Consider the following 19,277-nt stretch of genomic DNA (forward strand, 5'->3'; position numbering starts at 1 on the left):
CCTTCAAAACGGATGTTCGATCAAGATGCGCAGCGTCGCCGACGTCGGCGCGCGCGTGGTTTTGCGCAGCGTGCCGCTGTCGTCGCTGTAGCTGACGAGCTCCTTGTGCGGCTGGCTCAGCAGGTTGGCGACGCTGACGCGCAGGCGCGTGTTGTCGCCGCCGCGATAGAGCGCGTACAGGTCGAGTCCGCGCTTGGGCGAGCTGTCCGTGCTCAGGCTGGACGACACGCGCACCGCGCCCCCGGCCTGGAAATTGAAGCTGGCGCCGACGGTCAGCGGCGCCGCGCGCAGCCGGTAGTCGAGGCCGAGGTTGGCGCTCAAGGGCAGCTGGCCATCGAGCCGGTTGTCCGGCCCCGCGACGCAGTCCACCGACGACCAGTTGCGGGCGACGTTAGCGCGCACGTCGACGGCCTGCGCCTGCGCCGCGACCGCTTGCAGCGGCAGCTTCGCTTCCAGTTCGATGCCGCGCACGCTGGCCTTGCCGTCGTTGACCGGTGACTCTATCCACACGCCCGCGCTCTGATACAGCCGCTGCTGCGTGACGTCGCCGATGCGCCGCGCATAGGCGCTGGCGCTGAGCAGCGCGCCGCCCGTGGCGCCGTCGCGGCCCAGATAATGTTCGACGGCGGCGTCGAGTCCCCACGCCAGTTCCGGCCGCAGCGCGGGATTGCCTTGCGTGTCGGGATTGGTGGCGCTGTTGGCGTTGTCGGTGGTGTAGCGGCGCGGCACCAGGTCGGCCAGCTTCGGCGCCTTGTAGCTGCGGCTGAGCGCCACCCGCAGCTGGTCGCGGCCGCTCAATTTGTAGAGCGCCTGCAGTGACGGGCTCCAGACGCCGGAGCGGGTGTCGGCCGGCGCCGCCGCGACGGTGGCGGTGACGGTGGCCAGGGTCTCCCGGCGCAGGCCGGCGTACAGCGACCAGCGCGGCGTGATGTCCCATTCGTCCTGCGCGTACAGGGCCAGGCGCGTGACCGTGGCCTGGTAGCTGGCGTCGCTGGCGTCGAGCGGCGCGCCCGTCGCCCCGTACTGCTGTTCGCGGCGGTACTCGCGGCGCAGCGCGCGGCTGCCGTCCCAGCCGAAGGCCAGCGCCTGCCGCTCGCCCAACGGCAGGCGATAGCTGCCGCTGGCGGTGACGCTGTCTTCGGCCGGGCCGGAGGCGACGTCGTGGCGGCCGCTCGGCTGTCCGGCGAGGTCGGCGCCGTCGAAGCGGAACCGGGCGCGGCGCCGGCTGGCGCTGACGGCCAGCTTGACGTCCAGCGTGGCGCCGTTTGCCAGCGGCTGGTTCCAGTCGGCGTCGCTGCGCAGCACCGCGCTGTTGGCCGCATAGTCGGCGACGCTGTCGGGGAAGTCGCTGGGGCCGCCTTCGATATCGGTTTCCGTGGCCACGTGGTGGTGGGCCAGGTGGCGCAGGTTGACGTAGTTCTGCGACGTCAGCGTGGCGCCGTCGGCCAGCTTCCAGCTCAGGCGCGGCGCGATCACGAGCGCGTCGTCGCGGCTCGCTTCCGTTTGCGGCGTGCGGCGCAGCAGTTCCAGCTGATCGCGCGGGTCGAGTTGCCGATCGATGACCACGGTCGGCGCGACGTTGCGGGTGCGCGTCAGCGTCGCCGCCAGTGTGTAGCTGAAATCGTCGACGCGGTCCGACAGCTGCGTCGACAGCGTGGGCGAGAAAGGCGACCAGCTGCCGCCGGCGCCGCCCGCGCTCCATTCGCGCCGTCCGCGCGCCACCGCTTTTCTGAGCACGATGTTGATGCTGCCGGCCAGCGCCTGATTGCTCGCGTCGGCCGTCGCGGCGCGCACGATGTCGACCCGCTCGATCAGCTCCGGCGCGATGGAATCGAGCGCGAAGCCGGCCGGGACGGGCACGCCGTTGAGCATGATCTGCGTGTAGCCGTTGCCGAGGCCGTGCATGCGGATCTCGCCGCCCTGGCCCGGCACGCCGGCGATGCTGATGCCGGGCAGGCGCTTGAGCGCGTCGGCCAGCGTGCTGTCGCCTTGCCGTATCAGCTGGTCGGCGCCGCTGCCGGATACCTGCACCTGCGCGATCACGGGCGGGTCTTCGGCGTGCGCGCATGCGGCGGCCAGCAGCAGCGTGCTGCAAAAAAGTAAACGGTAGCGCATCGAGGGTGGTCCATGGTGCCGGTGTCGGCGACGAAACGCGGGCGGCACGGCTCCCGGCCGCGGCCACGGCCGCGGTGTATCGTCGCGTTGGAGTGCGCCGGCGGGGTGCGCCGGCGCGATGGGGAAGGCCTGGCGGCCGGCCGGCGGCTAGTGGCCCAGCTGCTGGCGGCGCACGCGCAGCGCGTGCGGCGTGGCCAGTTGATCGAGGCCGGCCAGCATTCGTTGCGGGTCGATCTGCTGATCGCCTTCGCGCGCCTCGAAATGCAGGTGGGGACCGGTGGCGATACCGGTGGCGCCGACGTGGCCTATCACTTGTCCGGCGCTGACGGTGTCGCCCACCTTGACGGCCTCGCTGCCGAGGTGCGCGTAGAGTGAGCGTGGCTGGCCGCGATGTTCGACCATGACGACGTTGCCGTAGCGGCCCTGATGCTCGGCGAACGGTCCGGCGGCGATGACGGTGCCGGCGGCGACCGCGCGCACCGGCGTGCCCTGGGCGGCGGCGAAGTCGATGCCGTGGTGGATCGGCAGGGCGCGGCGCTGGACCGCGTAAAAGCCGGTGACGCGCACCTGGTCGAGCGGGTAGCGCCAGATTTCGGCGGCGGCGTTGGCGGTCAGGTTTGCGTTCGTGTCCGTGGCCGATGGCGCGGCCGCCGGCGCCGCATCGGTGATGGCGTAGGCCGGCTGCAACAGCGCGGCCGCCGCCAGCAGGGCGGCCATGGCGGCGGCCAGCGCGCAGGCCGCCACGCGGTTCAGCGACGGTATCGCTCTGTGGCGCATCTGCCGCACGCGGGCCGCCACGCTGCCGCCGTCGATGGTGCCGAAGGCCACGCCGCCGCTGGGCAGCGCCGCCGATTGCGTCGTCAGTTGGCGCAGCAGCGCGGCGGCGTAATGCTGGCGCTGGTGTTGCGGCCGGCCGGCCAGCACCAGCTGGTCGCAGCTCAGTTCCTGCGCCCACGCCAGTTGCCGGTCCAGCCAGCGCAGCGCGGGATTGAACCAGAGGACGGTGCGCAGCGCGCAGCTGAGGGCCAGATGCAGCGGGTCGCGGCGGCGCGCATGCGTCAGTTCGTGCTCGATGATGAGGTGCTGCTGCGCGGCGCTGAAGTCGCGCAGATGGCGCGGCAGCAGCAAACGCGGTCGCCAGGCGCCGATCAGCATCGGTGAAATCGCGGCGCCCGTTTCGAGGACGGCCAGCTTGAGCGCCGCGATCTGCGCCAGTTGCGGCGGCGTGAACGCGCCGTGTTCGCGCAGCGCCGCCGGCGACAGTTCGGTGGCGCCGACCAGCAGCGCGCGCCACAGCCGCCGCGCGCGCAGCAGGCGCAGGACGGCGTAGCCGAAGCCGGCGCCGTAGGCCAACATCCAGCACAACGCCACCGACTCCATCCACGCGGCGCCTGCAACGGCGGGCGGCGTTGGTTGCGGGGCTGGGTGGGCCACGTCGGGCATCGGCGTGGCGGCTGATGACGACAGCGTCGTCGGCATCGGCGTGGCCGCGATGTCAAGTGCGGCGGCGCCGGTGCTCGCCATGTCGGCTGCCGCGGCGCCCAGGCGAACATCCGCGCCGGCGATGATAATCGGTTCCGCCGTCGCCGTTGTCGTTGCCATCGCCATCGCCGGCGCGGCGGCGCCGCGCAGCGCCGGCAGCATGCCGAAGCGCGCGCTCTGCGGCGCCAGCGTCAGCGCGAAGGCGGCGGCGACGGTCAGTTGCGCGGCCGGCCACACGGCGCGCTGCGCCGCCAGCATAGGCCAGCGGCGCGCCGCCCAGCGCAGCGCGGCCCAGACGATGAGGCCGAGCAGCACGCAGCTGACACTGGCCTGTAAAAAACGCAGCGGCCAGGCGTGGCCGCTCAGGATGATGATGTCGGTCATGGTCTTACTCCTCGTCGGCGGGCCAGTCTTGCAGCAGTTGTTCGAGTTCCTCCAGCTCGTGGCGGTCGACCAGTTTGCTGCCGGTGAACATGGTGACGGGTAGCGGGTTGTCCATTTCCATCACGCGGCGGCCGAAGTCGTGCGCGAAGGCGGCCAGCGTGGCGACCTTGTCGAGCTGCGGCCGATACACCTGCACACCGTGCAGCACTTCTTGCGCCACCATCTGCTTGTCGCGCATGCGTTCCAGCGTCTTGCGGGTCGAGGAAAACGACCACGCCACTTCGTCGGCGGCCTGTTCGTGGATTTCGCGCGCGCTCAGCGGCTGCTGCTTCCACAGCGCTTTGAGCAGGCTTAATTCGCCGGGTGAGGGGATGGCTTGGGTAGCGGACATGAGAACTCCAGTGACGGTGATGTGACCAATGGGGTGATTATGCGACATGTGTCGCATGGCGGTCAACCGGTTTTGCGCTATACAATGCCACAGCCGACCGCGCGCCGCGCCGTGGGCACTGACCGAAATGGAAACGCATGTATTACGGAGAACGCTTCAACAGCATCACCCACACCGTCGGCGCCGCGCTGGCCGCCGTCGGCGGCACGCTGCTGATCGTGATGGCGGCCCACAGCGGCGATCCCTGGAAGGTGGTCAGCTTCAGCATTTACGCGTTCACACTGCTGGCGCTGTACCTGACGTCGGCGCTCTACCACAGCATCCGCGGCCCGGCCAAGGATGTCTGGCGCACGCTCGACTACTGCGCCATCTACCTGCTGATCGCCGGCAGCTACACGCCGTTCACGCTGGTGAGCCTGCGCGGCCCGTGGGGCTGGTGGCTGTTCGGCATCGTCTGGTCGCTGGCGCTGGTCGGCATCGTGCAGGAAGTCTGGTTCGCCAAGGGCGCGCGCGTGCTGTCGCTGGTGATCTACGTGCTGATGGGATGGCTGGGCGTGATCGGCGCGCGGCCGCTGATCGCGGCGCTGAGCTGGGACGGTTTCCTGTGGCTGGCCGCCGGCGGCGTGCTCTATACCGGCGGCATCGTGTTCTACGCTACCGACCACAAGGTGCGGCACGGCCACGGAGTCTGGCATTTGTTCGTGCTCGGCGGCAGCATCTGCCATTTCGGCGCGGTGCTGCTGTACGTGGCGTGACGGCGGGGATGGCGCGTGGATATCCATTCCGATGACCTGAAAATTTTTGTCGCCGTCGTCGACAGCGGCTCCCTCAGCGCGGCCTCAGTGCACCTGGGCCAGACCACCTCGGGCGTCAGCCGCGGCCTGTCGCGGCTGGAGGAAAAGCTGGCGACGTCGCTGCTCACGCGCACCACGCGGCGCATGGAGCTGACCGAGGAGGGCCAGCTGTTCCTGCAACAGGCGCGCGCGATTCTGGCGGCGATGGAGGAGGCCGAGGAAACGATACGGATCCGGCGCCAGAAGCCGGCCGGCCGTTTGTGCGTCGACGCGGCGTCGCCCTTCATGCTGCACTGCGTGGTGCCGCATGTGGCCGAATTCCGCGCCATGTATCCGGAGATCCGGCTGGAGCTGACCAGCAACGACCAGATCGCGGACCTGATCGAGCATCGCACCGACGTCGCCATCCGCATCGGCGCGTTGAACGATTCGACGCTGCACGCGCGGCCGCTCACTTCCAGCCCGCTCTACCTGCTGGCCAGTCCCGATTACATCGCCCGGCACGGCGCGCCGGCCACGCCGGAGCAACTCGACGGTCACTCGCTGCTCGGCTTCGCCCAGTACGAGCAGGGCAACAGCTGGCCGCTGCGCCTGGCCAGCGGCGACGCGCTGCAGATCACGCCGACGCTGAGCGCGTCGAGCGGCGAGACGCTGCGCCAGCTGGCCATCGCCGGCCAGGGCATCGCGCGGCTGGCCGACTTCATGACGCGCGCCGACCTCGAGGCGGGACGCCTGGTCAAGGTGCTGGAACCGTATTACACCGGCTACCGGCAGCAGATCCACGCCGTCTATTACCGCAACACGCAGCTGGCGCAGCGCATCAGCTGCTTCCTCGACTTCCTCCAGCAGAAATTGTAGCTTGCGGCTCGCTATCAAAAATCCGCTTATGTGCGGCAGCGAACGGTGACGCGGCGCTGCCGAACGTAAGATGGCTACGTGTGATTGATGCACATCGCCGGCGGTAACGGCGATAGCGCTCATCAGCAGGTAAGCCGGTAGCCTCAAGTACCGGCACCAATTTCCAGCCAGTGTCTGGCGTCTCGACTGGCTCGTTTGATTATTTACGCTGCGAGGTCATCATGGCACAGGCTAATCATCCATCCAAGTATCTGGTCCGGGCGTATCTGGAGCGCCGCTCGCACGAAGTCAAGCCACCGCCTACGCCGGAAGAAATCCGGCGCCAGCTGGGCTGGGGCATGGTCATGTTCGAGCAAAAGATCAGCAACGGCGGCCGCTCCTGAGAGGCCCCCCAAAAAACTCACCCCGGCGACGGCGTGAGTTTTTTTTGTTTTTGGCGGCGCGCGCGCATGGAGCGAGTCCAAGCCGCCGCTTGCTCTCCCTCGCGTCCCCTTTCTCCCCTTTCGCTCCTTTCGCCGTTCACCGGCACTTCCCCGCCATTGGCCGAAAAGCGGTTTCGCCGCCGCCCATTCCCGCGTATCGTGTGCTCATCCACTCAACGGAGACACACATGAACCGTAATCCGGAACAACACTGGCGCCATCAGCTGGTCTGGGGCATCGTCCTGATCGTCGTCGGCGTCGTCTACCTGCTCGACCGCTTCGACATGCTGGATCTCGACGTCGACCTCGACTTCGCCCACATCTGGCACTATTGGCCCTGGCTGATGGCGGCCTTCGGCATCAACAAGCTGATCGCGCCGACCACGCCGCGCCGCTTCCTCAAAGGCTTGTGGGAGGTCTTCTTCGCCGCCTGGTGGTACATCTCCTTCGAGCATCTGTGGGGCGTGAACTTCGCCGACACCTGGCCGGCGCTGCTGATCGCCTGGGGCGTCGGCATCGTGCTGCGGCCCGCCGTGGAAAAACAATTCATCTCGCAAAGGGAGCACTGACATCATGCGACACCGCCACCGCGAATACAGCGCGCCGACCCAGATCGTCATCGGCTTTTGCGTCATCGGCATCGGCCTGCTGTGCCTGCTCGATAATCTGGGCCTGCTCGACATCCGCTACACCATCCACTTCTGGCCGACCGCCTTCATCTTCTTCGGCATCGTCAAGATACTGCAAACGCGCAGCGTCGCCGGCGCCGTCGTCGGCGGTGGCATGATACTGGTCGGCGGCCTGATGACGCTGCACGAACTGGGCTTCTTCTACGTCGGCTGGAACACCCTGTGGCCGCTGGCGCTGATCCTGGTCGGCCTGTCGGTGGTGTTCCGCTCCGTCACCGGGCGGCGCGTGTTCGAGCCGTCGTCGATGCCGCCGCAGTCGCCGCGCATGCAGGCCAGCGACGACGACTCGGTGATCCGCGTGACGGCGGTGATGGGCGGCTTCTCGCGGCGCGTCGCGGCGCCCGATTTTCGTGGCGGCGAAATCACCGTCGTCATGGCCGGCTGCCAGCTCGACCTGCGCGACTGCACCATCAACGGCGACGCCGAACTGCACGTCTTCGCGCTGTTCGGCGGCATAGAAATCCGCGTGCCGCCCGATTGGAGCGTGAGCCTGCACGGCATGCCCATCCTCGGCGGCTTCGAGGAAAAAACCGCCAATCCGCCGAACACCAGCCAGCGCTTGCGCGTGACCGGCAGCGTCGTCATGGGCGGCCTGGAAGTGCGCAACTGATGCAGGGATTGTTCGCCAGCCGGCGCGGCGTGGCCATCTACCTGCTGGTCTGGCTGTGCCTGGGCGCGGCGCAGGGCGGCGTGATCGCGCTGGCCGGCGTGGCGCCGCTGCGCAACGCGCTGCTGTTCGCCGTGCCCGTGAACCTGGTGTACGCGTTCGCGGCCGGCTACTCGGCCTATTATCTGTGCCGCGCCTTTCCGCTGGGCGGCGGCAAGGCGCGTTCCATCGCGCTGGTGTTCGCGGTGGCGGCGCTGGTGGCCGGCGTGCTGTTGCTGGCGCTGGGCGCCGCGTGGAACGCATTGTGCCGCTTGCCGGGCGCCGACTGGGCCGGCATCGCGCTCACGCCGCAGCTGTCGGCGCTGATCGTCGGCCTCGGCGTGCTGCTGTACGGCTTCGCGGCGGCGCTGCATTATCTGGTGATCGAATTCGTGCGCGCGCAGGCGGCCGAACGGCGCGGGCTGGAAGCGCAGCTGCTGGCGCAGGAGGCCGAGCTGCGCATGCTGCGCACGCAGATCGATCCGCACTTTTTGTTCAACAGCCTCAATTCGATCAGCGCGCTGACCTCGCAAGACCCGAAGGGCGCGCGCCGCATGACGCTGGAACTGGCCAGTTTTTTTCGCCAGAGCCTGGGCATGGAAGCGCATAAAAAAGTCAGCCTGCGCGAGGAGATGGCCTTGATACGCCATTTCCTGGCGATCGAACAGGTGCGCTTCGGCGCGCGTCTGATCGTCGAGGAGGAGATCGAGGAGGGCGCGGCCGCCTGCATGGTGCCGCCGATGATCATCCAGCCGCTGGTGGAAAACGCCGTCAAGCACGGCATCTGCAACCTGCCCGAGGGCGGCGCGATTCGCGTGTCGGCGCGGCGCGCGGGGTCGGTGCTGCACATCGCCGTCGTCAACGCCATCGATCCCGGGATGACGTCGGCGGCGCGCGGCCACGGCATCGGCTTGAACAATGTGCGCCAGCGCCTGAGCGGCGCCTACAAGCACGAGGCCAGCATCCACTGGTCGCGCCAGGAGGCCAGTTTCAGCGTGGCGATCGCGATGCCGGCCGTATTGAAGGAAGGAGACTAGCAGCATGCGCATCATAATCGTGGACGATGAAGCCCTGGCGCGCGGCGTGGTGCGCGAGTATCTGGCCGAACATCCGGACGTGGACATCGTGGCCGAATGCGCCAACGGTTACGAGGCCGTGAAGGCGATCGTGGAGCTGGAACCGGACCTGGTGTTTTTGGATATACGGATGCCCAAGCTGGACGGTTTTGAAGTGGCGGAGCTGGCCGGCGGCAAGGCGCGCTACATCTTCGCCACCGCCTTCGACCAGTACGCGGTCAAGGCCTTCGAGTTTCACGCGCTCGATTATCTGCTCAAGCCATTCAGCCAGCAGCGCTTCGACCAGGCGCTGGCCCACGCGCGCGGCGGCGCCGCCGATGATGGCGCGGTCGGCGCGCTGGTGCGCGAGGCGGCGACGCGCAAGCGGCCCTTGAGCCGCGTGCTGATACGCGACGGCGCCAGGGTCCACGTGATCGCCAGCGAGAAGATCGCCTGCATCGAGGCGCAGGACGATTATGTGCAGATCCGCTCGGAAGGCAAATCGTATCTGAAGCATCAGACGCTGTCGGAGCTGGAGGCGCAGCTCGACGCGCGGCAGTTCCTGCGCATACACCGCTCCTACATCGTCAACATCGAGTGCGTGAGCCGCATCGAGCAGGCCACCAAGGATAGCCACGTCGCGATTCTCAACGATGGCAGCAGGCTGCCGATCAGCCGCAGCGGGTATCAGAAAATCCGCAGTGTGATTCAATAGGCGTGGTCGTTGTGGTCCGACCCCGAGTTACGCGACCTCGAATCGACGCTAACTCGGCGGCGCGGGGCGCACGCAGTCTTCTACATGCCACCACGACGGCAGCAGCTGCCGCACTTCGGGCCGGGCGTAGCGGTCGTCGATCAGGAACACGGTGCCGCGATCGGAGGTGGTGCGGATCACGCGTCCGGCCGCCTGCACCGCCTTCTGCAAGCCGGGATACAGATAGGTGTAGTCGTAGCCGGCGCCGAAGATGGCGTCCATGCGCAGCCGGATCTGTTCATTGACCGGGTTCAGTTGCGGCAGGCCGAGCGTGGCGATGAAGGCGCCGATCAGGCGCGCGCCCGGCAGGTCGATGCCTTCGCCGAAGGAGCCGCCCAGCACCGCGAAGCCGATGCCGCTGCCGGTCGCCGTGAAGCGCGCCAGGAATTGCGCCCGTTCCGCTTCGTCCATGCGGCGCGACTGGCGCCACTGCGGCACCTGCGGATGGCGCTCGGCGAACAGCGCCGCCGCTTTTTCCATGTAATCGAAGCTGCTGAAAAAAGCCAGGTAGTTGCCGGGATCGCGGGCGTACTGGGCGCCCATCAGATCGGCGATCGGTTGCAGCGACTTTTGGCGGTGCTGGTAGCGCGTCGAAATATGCCCGGCGATCTGCACCGACAACTGCTGCGCGATGAACGGCGATTCGACGTCGACCCAGGCCGTCGTCGCCGGCATGCCCAGCATGTCGCTGTAATAGTTCCAGGGGCTGAGCGTGGCCGAGAACAGCGCGCTGCTGTGGGTGCTGTCGAAGCGCTGCTGCAAGAACGGCGCCGGCACGATGTTGCGGATGCAGAGCAGCGAGTTGGCGCGCCCCGCCGCCGACGCGCTGCTGGCGATGTCGAACAGCGAGTGCTTGCCGAAGCTCTCGGCCAGCCGCGCGAACAGCAGGGCGGTGAAGTAAAAATTTTGCAGGTCGGCGTCGGCGTAGCCGGGATGGTCGGCCTGGTAGTCGGAGATGGCGGTGGTGGCGCCCTGCAGCGCGATCATGAATTTTTCGGGCAGCGTGGCGTGGCAGGCGTAATCGTCCTGCTGTTCATTTTCCAGCGCGCTCCACTGGCGGTGCAAGCGGTCCAGCGATTTTTTCAGCGCCTCGGGCACCACCTTGCGCAGCAGGCGCAGGCTGGCGTGATCGAGTTCGGCCGAGTACATCTTGCGCGCACGGGAGACCATGTTGTGCGCTTCGTCGACCAGCACGCTGACCTTCCAGTCGTTCATCACGGTGAGGCTGTGCAGCATGGCGCTGACGTCGAAGTAGTAGTTGTAGTCGCCGATGACGACGTCGCACCAGCGCGCCATTTCGCTGCTCAGATAGTAGGGGCAGACCTGGTGTTCGAGCGCGATCGTGCGCAGGGAAGCCTTATCCAATATGGGCGCGTTCAAAGCGGCTTGGCGCGCGGCGGGCAGCTTGTCGTAGAAGCCCCGCGCCAGCGGGCATGATTCGCCGTGGCAGGCCAGCTCGGGATGTTCGCAGGCGCTGCTCTTGGCGGCCAGTTCCAGTGTGCGCAATGGCAGCAGCGGATAAGTGGTCGATGCGTCGTCCGCCGCATCGATGGCGTCGATGGTGTCGATGGTGTCGATTGTGCCGATTTCGTCATCGGTGTTGGCCGCCGCCGCGCCGTCGCGGATCATGCGGATCGCGTCGAGCGCCATTTGCCGGCCCGAAGTTTTCGCGGCCAGGAAGAATACTTTGTCGAGCCCATGTTCGGCGCTCGCCTTGAGCAGCGGGAACAGGCTGCCGACGGTCTTGCCGATGCCGGTCGGCGCTTGCGCCAGCAGGCAGCAGGCGCGCGCGCTGGCTTTGTACATCGCTTCGGCCAGCTGGCGCTGGCCGGGACGGAAGTCGGCGTGGGGGAAGGGCATGGCCTTGAGCGCCGCGTCGCGCCGGCTGCGGTGCCGCATCTCCTGCTCGGCCCATTGCAGGAACAGGCCGCACTGCTGCCTGAAGTAGTCCTGCAAATCGACGGCCTCGAAATCGTCTTGCAGCACGGTTTCCTTTTGCGTGCCGATGTCGAAGTAGACCAGGGCCAGCTTCACTTCCGTCAGGCCGCGCGCGGCGCACAGCAGGTAGCCGTAGATTTTCACCTGCGCCCAGTGCAGGGCGCGGTGGTTGGCCGGCATCTTGCCCAGGTCGCCGCGATAGGTCTTGATTTCTTCGAGGCGGTTGCGGCGCGGGTCGTAGCCGTGGGCGCGGCCGCGCACGTGCAGCGGGCCGAAGTCGCCGCTCAGCGCGATCTCGCTTTCATAGGCTTCGCCGCGCCGCGCCGCGACCACGCCGTGGCCGGCGATGCCTTCCTGCGCGGTGGGCGAGGGCGTGAAGCGCAGGTCGAGGTCGCCCGCCTTGGCCGTGAATTCGCACAGCGCGCGCACGGCGACGGTGTAGCCGGCCGCCGTGGCCGAGGCCGGACGCGCGCCGTCGCTCACTTCAATCGGCCCATTGCAGGTAGCAGACCGAGATCGGCATCTGATGTTCGGCGCAATAGTCTATCCAGCGCAGCTGGTTGTCCTGCAGGCAGTCGCCGGGGCCTTTGACTTCGATCATGTGGTAGCGCCGTTCGGCCGGCCAGAACTGGATCAGGTCGGGGAAGCCGCTGCGGTTGGACTTGATGTCGAGCAGGATGCGCTCGAACGATTTTTTCAGGTGCGCGGCCGGGATGCACGACAGCGCCAGCGCGATCAGTTGCGCGTCGAGCGCTTCCCAGTACACGAACGGCGACTGGATGCCGGCCTTGGCGGCGTAGTTGGCCTGTATCGTGGCGCGATACAGCTCGCCATCGAGCTGCGCCAGGCAGGCGGCGAACTGTTGCGCGCGGCGGCGCTGGAAATCGGCGCTGTGCAAATCGGCCGGGCCGCGGTGGAAGGGGTGGAAGAAGGCGCCGGGAATGGCGCTGAAAATCGCGTCCCAGCACAGCAGGCCGAACAGGGAGTTGATGAGCGAGTTTTCCACGTAGTAGACCGGCGCGTCGGCGCGCGTCAGGTGGTCGCGCACCAGCAGTTCGACGTAGGCCGCCTGCGCCGGCTGCGCCAGGCTGACGTCGAGCCGGCTCACCGTGGCCGGCACGGCGCGCGCCGGCCTGGCGTGGCCCAGCCGGCGCGCCAGGCGCGGCGCCATGCGCAGCAGCTGCTGCGATTCGGCGGCGCTTTCGGGCGCCTCGCGGGCGGCGCACAGCAGCGCGTAGGCGTAGGCGTGGCGGCCGTCTTTTTCCAGCACGCGGATGGCGCGGGCGCGCGCGCCGGGATAGGCGCAGGCGGCGTAGGCGTCGTGGGCGGCGGGCCAGTCGCGCAGCTTTTCCAGATGCTGGGCCAGCTGGAACAGCAGCTTGTCGCGGCGGCTGCGCAGCCAGTCGTTGTCGGGCGCGGCCGGCGGCAGGTCGCGCAGCACGTCGGCGACGGCCTCGCCGTTGTTGTAGCGTTCGCGGCATGCGTGCAGGGCCAGATAGTCGTCGATGTCGCGCCGGCTGCGGAAACCGCGCGCGGCCGGCGAGAATTCGACTTTTTCATACTGGTGGATGCCGAGGTCGGACAGCACGAACTCGGTCCAGGTCTGGTGGTGGTTGCCGAAGAAGATAAGGCGCAGGCGGTCGCACAGCGCTTGCGAGGCGATGCGGTAGACGTGGTCGCCCGACTGCGGATGCCAGGTGGAATAGCGGTGCTCGCCGTCGTAGCGGGCGCGCAGCGCCGCCAGCTGCTCGGTCTTGCGCAGGCTTTTTTGGTGGGCCGACAAATGGAATAGCTGGCCGATTTCCGGCTTTTGCAGCAGCTCGAACAACTGCTCCAGTGTGAGGACGGGATCGTTTTCCACCAGGCCGCGCGCGGCCAGCGGCAGGGCGGCGTCGTGGGGATTGCCGATTTCGGCATAAACCAGTTTGCTGGCGCGGAACAGCTCGCCCTTGCGCATGACCATGCGCACGAACAGCGCGCGCGCCGCTTGCGGCAGGGTGGGGAAGTCGGCGAGGAAGGCCGATTCGTCGGCGCTCAGCAGGTCGCTGTAGCGCTCGGCGATCCACGTCAGGACCCGATGGAAGTTATCCAGGTAATAAAACTCGTTTTCCAGAACTGTCATCATTGTAGGCGGCGCGCTAACTGTGTTTATGTACAGTATATCGTGTCGAGGGCTGGATGCACAGCGAATTCGTGGCGGGATGGGGGAGTGAGGATGTGAGCGCGTGGGGCGCCAGCGGCGTGACGTCGGGGTCTGGACCGGGGGCAGGACCGTGGTCTGCCCCCGAATTAGCTAGCCTGGTGCTCCGCTCCGACCCCGGGTGAGGTCGTCGGATCTCGGCGGCCTTACTGCTTGGCCGCCTTGTCGGCGGCCGGCTCGACCATCGCGGCCGCCTTGGCGACCTGCGTTTCGACCGCTTCGACGGCTTGCTTGGTGGCCTTGGTCACCTGTTCATAGCCGTTGAAGGCGTTGTCGATGGCGGCCTTGACGATCTGCACGGCGTTTTCGGAACCGGGCCGCACGTTTTTGGTGACGTCGTAAATGAGCGCGCTGAGCGTGCTTTTCGCTTCCGTCATGTGGGCGTCGGCCGCGCGCGTGAATTCTTCGCGGATGTCGGCGATGATGAGGCCGAGCTGCTGGTTGTAGGCGGCGGCGCCGGCCATGCCGGGCTGGGTCTTGGCGGCGGCCAGTTTCAGCGCCGCTTGCGGATCTTTGGTCTGGCTCAATTCCTTGCCATGGGCCAGGCTTTCTTCGACGCGCGACTTGGCGGTGGCCATATTCAGCTCCACCACTTGCTGCACGCCCTGGACCGCCTTGCTGGTCAGGGTGTTGAAGGTTTCAAGCTGGAATTCAAACAGGGCTTTGGTGGCGTTGGCAAATTGTTCCGGATTCGTAAACATGGGGTCTCCTCGTTATGATGGATACTGCTTAGTCTCGAGCGTCCTGCGACTGCTGGCCTTGCGGGGTCGGGCTGGGCCCTGTTGTTGTGGCCCCATTATTTCGCAAGAACCCGGTTTCCGCAACGGCTATCTGGTAACGGGCCGCGCCGTGCGCCGGCGTCAGCGCAGCTGGCGCGAACAGACCCGGTTGCGGCCGGCTTTTTTGGCGGCGTACAGCAACTCGTCGGCGCAGGCGATCATGCGCTGCTGGGCGGCGGCGCTGACCACGCCGCTGAAGTCGACGCTGACCACGCCGAAGCTGGCGGTGGCGTCGATGGCCTGGCGCTCGTGCTCGATGGGCGCGGCGGCGAAGGCCAGCCGCAGGCGCTCGGCCAGCAGCACGCCGCCGCCCAAATCCGTCTCCGGCAAGATCAGCAGGAATTCCTCGCCGCCGTAGCGCACCACGCTGTCGACGCTGTCGCGCGTCATCGATTGCAGCAGGCCGGCGAACACTTGCAGCACGGCGTCGCCGCCGTAGTGGCCGTAGCGGTCGTTGACGTCCTTGAAATGGTCGAGGTCGCACATGATGACGGTCAGGCTCTGGCTGTAGCGCTGGGCGCGCGCGATTTCCGTTTCCAGCAGCTGGGCGTGCAAGTGGCGGCGGTTGTAGCAGCCGGTCAGATGGTCGCGGATCGACAAATTCTTGAGCACCGTTTGCGCGCTGAATTGCTCGCGCCACAGCAGCTGGTGGCGGCGCGCGGCGATATAGCCGAACAGGTTGGCCAGCGTCAGCAGCAGCGTCATCGTGCCCAGCTCGGCGCCCGGCAGCCGGCCGACGCCTCGCGCCAGCACCAGGAACAGGGCGGTGGTGGCGGCGGCGATGGCGGCGGCGTGGATCAGCCGGTTCGGGATGTACATATACAGCACGATGAGGACGATGGACATGGTGATGGCGTGCAGCGCCATCGGCTGCGGGCGCAGCAGGACGATCAGCAGGAAACCGGCGCAGCCGGCCAGTTCGCCGACGCTGGCGACGGCCCGCGCCAGCCGGATCGACAGTGGATGGCGGCGCACCACCGCGATGCCGATGAGGGCGATGGCGGCCACGGCCAGGCGCGCGGCCAGCAGCACCAGCAGCGCTGGCACCAGGCCCAGCCAGGCGGCGTCGCAGACGGCGAAGCCGACGAAGAACACGGCGCAGCAGATAAAGGTCATGCGCAGCTGGGCCTGCATGGTCGCCAGGTGCTGGCGCAGGAAGGCGTCTTCGGTGGCGGCGCAGCAAAACTCGCAACGCAGTGGCGCAAGCGCGAATTGGGGCGAGTGGGCGGCGGCGAGGTCCACGGCGGATTTTGATGGCGCCGCTGGGGCGCGTTCTAAGGCGTAGGCTGGTCCCGGGGTGAGACTGGCGTCTTGATTATACGGCGCGTCCATATTGAATTTGTGGCAAGAGAAATATATTTTTCACATGAAAATCCCACGTCATCGCGGCGCCACCGCCGGCAGCAGCAAGGTGAAGACGACGCCGGCGCCGGCCGCGTTGGCGAGCGTGATGCGCCCGCCCAGCACGCCGGTGACGATGTTGTGCGTGATGTGCAGGCCGAGGCCGGAACCGCCGGCGCCGAGCCGGGTGGTGAAGAAGGGATCGTAGACGCGGCTTTGGTGGGCGGCGGCGATGCCGGCGCCGTCGTCGGCCAGCGACAGCGCGATCTCGCCCTGGTCGGTGCGGCGGGCGCGGATCACGATGGTGCCGCCGCCGCGGCCGGCGAAGCCGTGCACGACGCTGTTGTCGAACAAATGGGTGAGCGCCAGGCCCAGCGGGCCGGGATAGCTGTCCATCGTCAGGCCGGGCGCGATGTCCTGCTCGACCGTCAGCGCGGTGTGCTTGACGGTGGCGTGGAGCGGCAGGATCAGTTCGGCGACCAGGGTGTCGAGCTCGAAGGTGCTGCGCTGCGAGCCGGCGGCGTCGACGGCGATGCGCTTGAAGCTGGACACCAGCTCGGCGGCGCGGTGCAGATTGCGGGTGATGATGTCCTCCGCCTCGGCCGCGTGGGCCAGGTAGGCGTCGAGCGCCGAGCGCCGGATGCCGGTGGCGAACTGGCGCCGCAGTTCGGCCGTGTGGTCGGTCATGGTGCTGGCGACCATCATGCTGTTGCCGATCGGCGTGTTCAGCTCGTGGGCCACGCCGGCCACCAGGGCGCCGAGCGCGGCCAGCTTGTCGCGCCGCACCAGCTCCTCCTGCGTCAGGCTGAGGTTGTCGAGCGCCGTGGCCAGTTCCTCGCTGGCCATCTCGGCCTGCTCCTTGGCCAGGGTCAGCTCGACGGTGCGGGCCGCGACCAGTTCTTCGAGGTGGTCGCGGTGGCGCCCCAACTCCTCCTCGCGGCGGGTGCGGGCGATGGCGATGCCGGCCAGGTGGGCGGCCACCGAGATCAGGCGCTGGGCCTCGGCGGTCGGGCTGCGCACGTCGCGGTAATACATGGCGAAGGCGCCGAGCACGGTATCCTGGTCGAGCAGGATGGGCGCCGACCAGCAGGCCCGCAAGCCATGGCCGGCGGCCAGTTGGCGGTAGGGCGTCCACAGCGGGTCGCGCTCGATGTCGGACACGATCACCTGTTCCTTGCGGTCTATGCACGTGCCGCAGGAGCCGACGCCGGGGCCGACGGCCAGGCCGTCGATGGCGTCCAGATAGGCGGCCGGCAGGCTGGGCGCGGCGCCGACGCGGATGCGGTTGTCGGCGTCGACCAGCATCACGGAACAGTGCACGCCGTCCGACTGGGCCTCGATCAGCCGCGTCAGCCGGTCCAGCGTGGCGCGCAGCGGGTCGCCGCGCGCGATCATTTCCAGCAGCTGGTTCTGGCCGTTGCGCAGCGCCTCGTCGCGGCGCCGCGCGCTGACGTCGGTCAGGCGCACGTGCAGCAGGCGCTGCTGCGGCATGTCGAGCAGCACCAGGCGCATTTCGCAGTCGAGCACCTGGCCGTCCGCGTGCAGGAAACTGGCCTCGAACACGCGGATGGCGCCGGCCAGCACCTGGGCGATGCAGTGGGCGATGAGCTCGGCCGAATCGCGGCCGTCGGGTTGCTGCGGCGGGCACAGTGCGGCCAGGTCGTGCTGCAACAGCTGCGCTTCGGGCCGGCCGAACAGCTTGCGGGCGTTGCGGTTGGCTTCGACCAGGTGGCGCTGGTCGAGGTCGAGCAACAGCACGCAGTCGGGCGAACCGGCCATCAGCGTGCGGTAGTTGACGTCGAGCCGGGGCAGTTGCGGCCGCGCCAGCTGCTGGCCGCCGGGATCGGCGCTGAGCACGCCCAGTTGCAGCAAGATGCGCTCGGCCACCTCCTCGGCCTGGAAGGGGATGGCGAAATAGGCGACGGCGCCGGCCGCCAGCGCGCGTTGCTGCTCGTCGGCGCTGGGCTGGGCGGAAACGAGCAGCACCGGCAGCGCGTGCGGACCGGCGTGGGCCAAATGCGCGCACAGCTCGAAGCTGGCGCTGCCGGCCAGCGTGACGTCGAGCAGGATCAGCGCCACCGCGCCGGCGCCGGCCGCCTCGAGCGCGGCGGCGCCGGTGTCGACGCTACGGATCTGCAAGCTGTAACGCGACAGCAATTGCTGCAGGGGCTGCACGTCGTAGTGCGCGCTGGACGCGATCAGCACGGTCGACGGCGGTGCGGAGGACGGCGACTGCTTCATGGGCGGCGGCGCGTGGGAGGAGATGAGCCAGTGTAGTACAAGAAGACGCACGGCAATGAAAAAAGCCGCAGACTCGTGAAAGTCTGCGGCTTTTTTGCGTATTCGGTAGAGTGGTGCCCACGGAGGGACTCGAACCCCCACACCTTGCGGCACATGGACCTGAACCATGCGCGTCTACCAATTCCGCCACGTGGGCACTGAACTGCTTGCTACTCACTGCTGCATGTTCTGCAACAGAGGCCGAATCTTACGGGGGCGGTCGCGCGCCGTCAAGGGCCATTTTCTGCTTTTAGGAAAGTAAATGTTGAAAAGTGCCGCCGCGCCGCCGCCGTGTCAAACGGAAAAAGCCGCAAACTCGTGAAAGTTTGCGGCTTTTTCTTTCCAGCTCATCCGGTAGTGGTGCCCACGGAGGGACTCGAACCCCCACACCTTGCGGCACATGGACCTGAACCATGCGCGTCTACCAATTCCGCCACGTGGGCACTGCGGGTTACAGAACAAGTCTGCAACGTTGCAACGGGGCGTATCATACCGGCCGTGCCGTGCAAGGTCAATGGCAAATGCGAAAAATCGGAAGTTTTCGATGGCGGGGAGAGCAGGGCGCGCGCCCATGCCATGCCTTTGAAAGTGACAATCCGTGTATTTTCGTTTAGGCAAAAATGCTATTCTAGCTACGCGCAGGAGGTCGGGCCGGTGCCAGCCGGAAATTCTATCCTTTGTCTGCCAATAATCGCCATCGGTGGACCCGGCCGCAATTTTCAAGTAATAATTAATAAATTTTATTGAAAGTGATTACCATAATTATGGACAGCTATATCGCTATCATATCACTCGCACTAGCCATCGCCGCGCTTGTTCCAGCACTCGTTCCAGCGATCCGGGTTAAATTTTGGACACTCACCGTCGCCGCGCTTTCTCTTCTTGTACTGCTTGGTATCTTCCAGGCCTATCAAGAAATAATAGAGCGGTCCGCAATACGTAATTCAAAAGAGCAAATTTTAGAAATTCTTACCAAGAATAAAAGCGGCCTTTCTTTTGAGCAAATTTAGGGTACCTCTAGAAACCTATCCTGCCGTTCGCAGGTTCGGTAAAATTCTGGCATCAGCCCGCGACCAATGAATACCACAATGATGAAGCCCCGGATCAGCCTGTTTGCCGAACATGAACGCGAAGACCGTCGTACCAAGA

Annotated in this window: 16 protein-coding genes and 2 tRNA genes; 8 read left to right on the plus strand and 10 right to left on the minus strand. The window is 67.0% G+C overall.

Features of this window, described 5'->3' with window-relative positions; genetic code table 11:
* Window positions 1–3: 3 nt before the first annotated feature.
* The 3 genes from Q0S71_RS23355 to Q0S71_RS23365 form a co-directional block, all read right to left on the minus strand.
* Complete coding sequence (locus tag Q0S71_RS23355) at window positions 4–2,115, minus strand: TonB-dependent receptor (protein ID WP_296001104.1); 2,112 nt, start codon at window positions 2,113–2,115, stop codon at window positions 4–6.
* Between the two features lie 147 nt (window positions 2,116–2,262).
* Window positions 2,263–3,981 (minus strand): peptidoglycan DD-metalloendopeptidase family protein, encoded by a 1,719-nt coding sequence (locus Q0S71_RS23360; RefSeq protein ID WP_296001105.1) that lies wholly within the window; start codon window positions 3,979–3,981, stop codon window positions 2,263–2,265.
* Between the two features lie 4 nt (window positions 3,982–3,985).
* The gene (locus tag Q0S71_RS23365; RefSeq protein ID WP_296001106.1) at window positions 3,986–4,372 is read right to left on the minus strand and encodes a BlaI/MecI/CopY family transcriptional regulator; all 387 of its coding nucleotides are present in this window, start codon (window positions 4,370–4,372) and stop codon (window positions 3,986–3,988) included.
* 137 nt (window positions 4,373–4,509) lie between these two features.
* Between Q0S71_RS23365 and Q0S71_RS23370 the strand changes: the two genes are divergently transcribed.
* The 7 genes from Q0S71_RS23370 to Q0S71_RS23400 all read left to right on the plus strand — a co-directional run bounded on the left by Q0S71_RS23370 (window position 4,510) and on the right by Q0S71_RS23400 (window position 9,551).
* On the plus strand, window positions 4,510–5,127 hold the full coding sequence (locus tag Q0S71_RS23370; protein ID WP_296001108.1) for a hemolysin III family protein: 618 nt from the start codon (window positions 4,510–4,512) through the stop codon (window positions 5,125–5,127).
* Window positions 5,128–5,142: 15 nt separating this feature from the next.
* The gene (locus tag Q0S71_RS23375) at window positions 5,143–6,024 is read left to right on the plus strand and encodes a LysR family transcriptional regulator (RefSeq protein ID WP_296001110.1); all 882 of its coding nucleotides are present in this window, start codon (window positions 5,143–5,145) and stop codon (window positions 6,022–6,024) included.
* 221 nt (window positions 6,025–6,245) lie between these two features.
* Window positions 6,246–6,407: a hypothetical protein gene (locus Q0S71_RS23380; protein WP_296001114.1), complete on the plus strand. Its 162-nt coding sequence runs from the start codon at window positions 6,246–6,248 to the stop codon at window positions 6,405–6,407.
* Between the two features lie 227 nt (window positions 6,408–6,634).
* On the plus strand, window positions 6,635–7,015 hold the full coding sequence (locus tag Q0S71_RS23385; RefSeq protein WP_296001116.1) for a DUF5668 domain-containing protein: 381 nt from the start codon (window positions 6,635–6,637) through the stop codon (window positions 7,013–7,015).
* 4 nt (window positions 7,016–7,019) lie between these two features.
* Window positions 7,020–7,745 carry a DUF5668 domain-containing protein gene (locus Q0S71_RS23390; protein ID WP_296001118.1) on the plus strand — a complete coding sequence of 242 codons (726 nt, stop codon included), beginning with the start codon at window positions 7,020–7,022 and terminating at the stop codon, window positions 7,743–7,745.
* A complete protein-coding gene (locus tag Q0S71_RS23395; RefSeq protein WP_296001120.1) occupies window positions 7,745–8,818 on the plus strand; it encodes a sensor histidine kinase in 1,074 nt (357 codons plus the stop codon). The genes Q0S71_RS23390 and Q0S71_RS23395 overlap by 1 nt, the downstream gene beginning before the upstream one ends.
* 4 nt (window positions 8,819–8,822) lie before the next feature.
* Window positions 8,823–9,551 carry a LytTR family DNA-binding domain-containing protein gene (locus Q0S71_RS23400; RefSeq protein WP_296001122.1) on the plus strand — a complete coding sequence of 243 codons (729 nt, stop codon included), beginning with the start codon at window positions 8,823–8,825 and terminating at the stop codon, window positions 9,549–9,551.
* Between the two features lie 48 nt (window positions 9,552–9,599).
* Here Q0S71_RS23400 and Q0S71_RS23405 read toward each other — a convergent pair whose 3' ends face one another.
* The 7 genes from Q0S71_RS23405 to Q0S71_RS23435 form a co-directional block, all read right to left on the minus strand.
* Entirely contained in the window at window positions 9,600–12,011 is a 2,412-nt protein-coding gene (locus Q0S71_RS23405) for an ATP-dependent DNA helicase (protein ID WP_296001124.1), read from the minus strand.
* 1 nt (window position 12,012) lies between these two features.
* On the minus strand, window positions 12,013–13,653 hold the full coding sequence (locus Q0S71_RS23410) for a VRR-NUC domain-containing protein (RefSeq protein ID WP_296001126.1): 1,641 nt from the start codon (window positions 13,651–13,653) through the stop codon (window positions 12,013–12,015).
* Between the two features lie 221 nt (window positions 13,654–13,874).
* On the minus strand, window positions 13,875–14,429 hold the full coding sequence (locus tag Q0S71_RS23415; protein ID WP_296001127.1) for a phasin family protein: 555 nt from the start codon (window positions 14,427–14,429) through the stop codon (window positions 13,875–13,877).
* A gap of 159 nt (window positions 14,430–14,588) precedes the next feature.
* A complete protein-coding gene (locus Q0S71_RS23420) occupies window positions 14,589–15,749 on the minus strand; it encodes a diguanylate cyclase (protein ID WP_296001129.1) in 1,161 nt (386 codons plus the stop codon).
* A gap of 138 nt (window positions 15,750–15,887) precedes the next feature.
* Window positions 15,888–18,089, minus strand: a complete 2,202-nt coding sequence (locus Q0S71_RS23425) for a GAF domain-containing protein (protein ID WP_296001131.1) — start codon at window positions 18,087–18,089, stop codon at window positions 15,888–15,890.
* A gap of 111 nt (window positions 18,090–18,200) precedes the next feature.
* A tRNA-Leu gene (locus Q0S71_RS23430) sits at window positions 18,201–18,285 on the minus strand.
* A gap of 201 nt (window positions 18,286–18,486) precedes the next feature.
* A tRNA-Leu gene (locus Q0S71_RS23435) sits at window positions 18,487–18,571 on the minus strand.
* A 321-nt stretch (window positions 18,572–18,892) separates the two neighbouring features.
* Here Q0S71_RS23435 and Q0S71_RS23440 point away from each other — a divergent pair.
* A complete protein-coding gene (locus Q0S71_RS23440; protein ID WP_296001133.1) occupies window positions 18,893–19,138 on the plus strand; it encodes a hypothetical protein in 246 nt (81 codons plus the stop codon).
* The last annotated feature ends 139 nt before the right edge of the window (window positions 19,139–19,277 follow it).

Source organism: Rugamonas sp. (genome assembly GCF_025354735.1).
Taxonomy (GTDB): domain Bacteria; phylum Pseudomonadota; class Gammaproteobacteria; order Burkholderiales; family Burkholderiaceae_D; genus Rugamonas.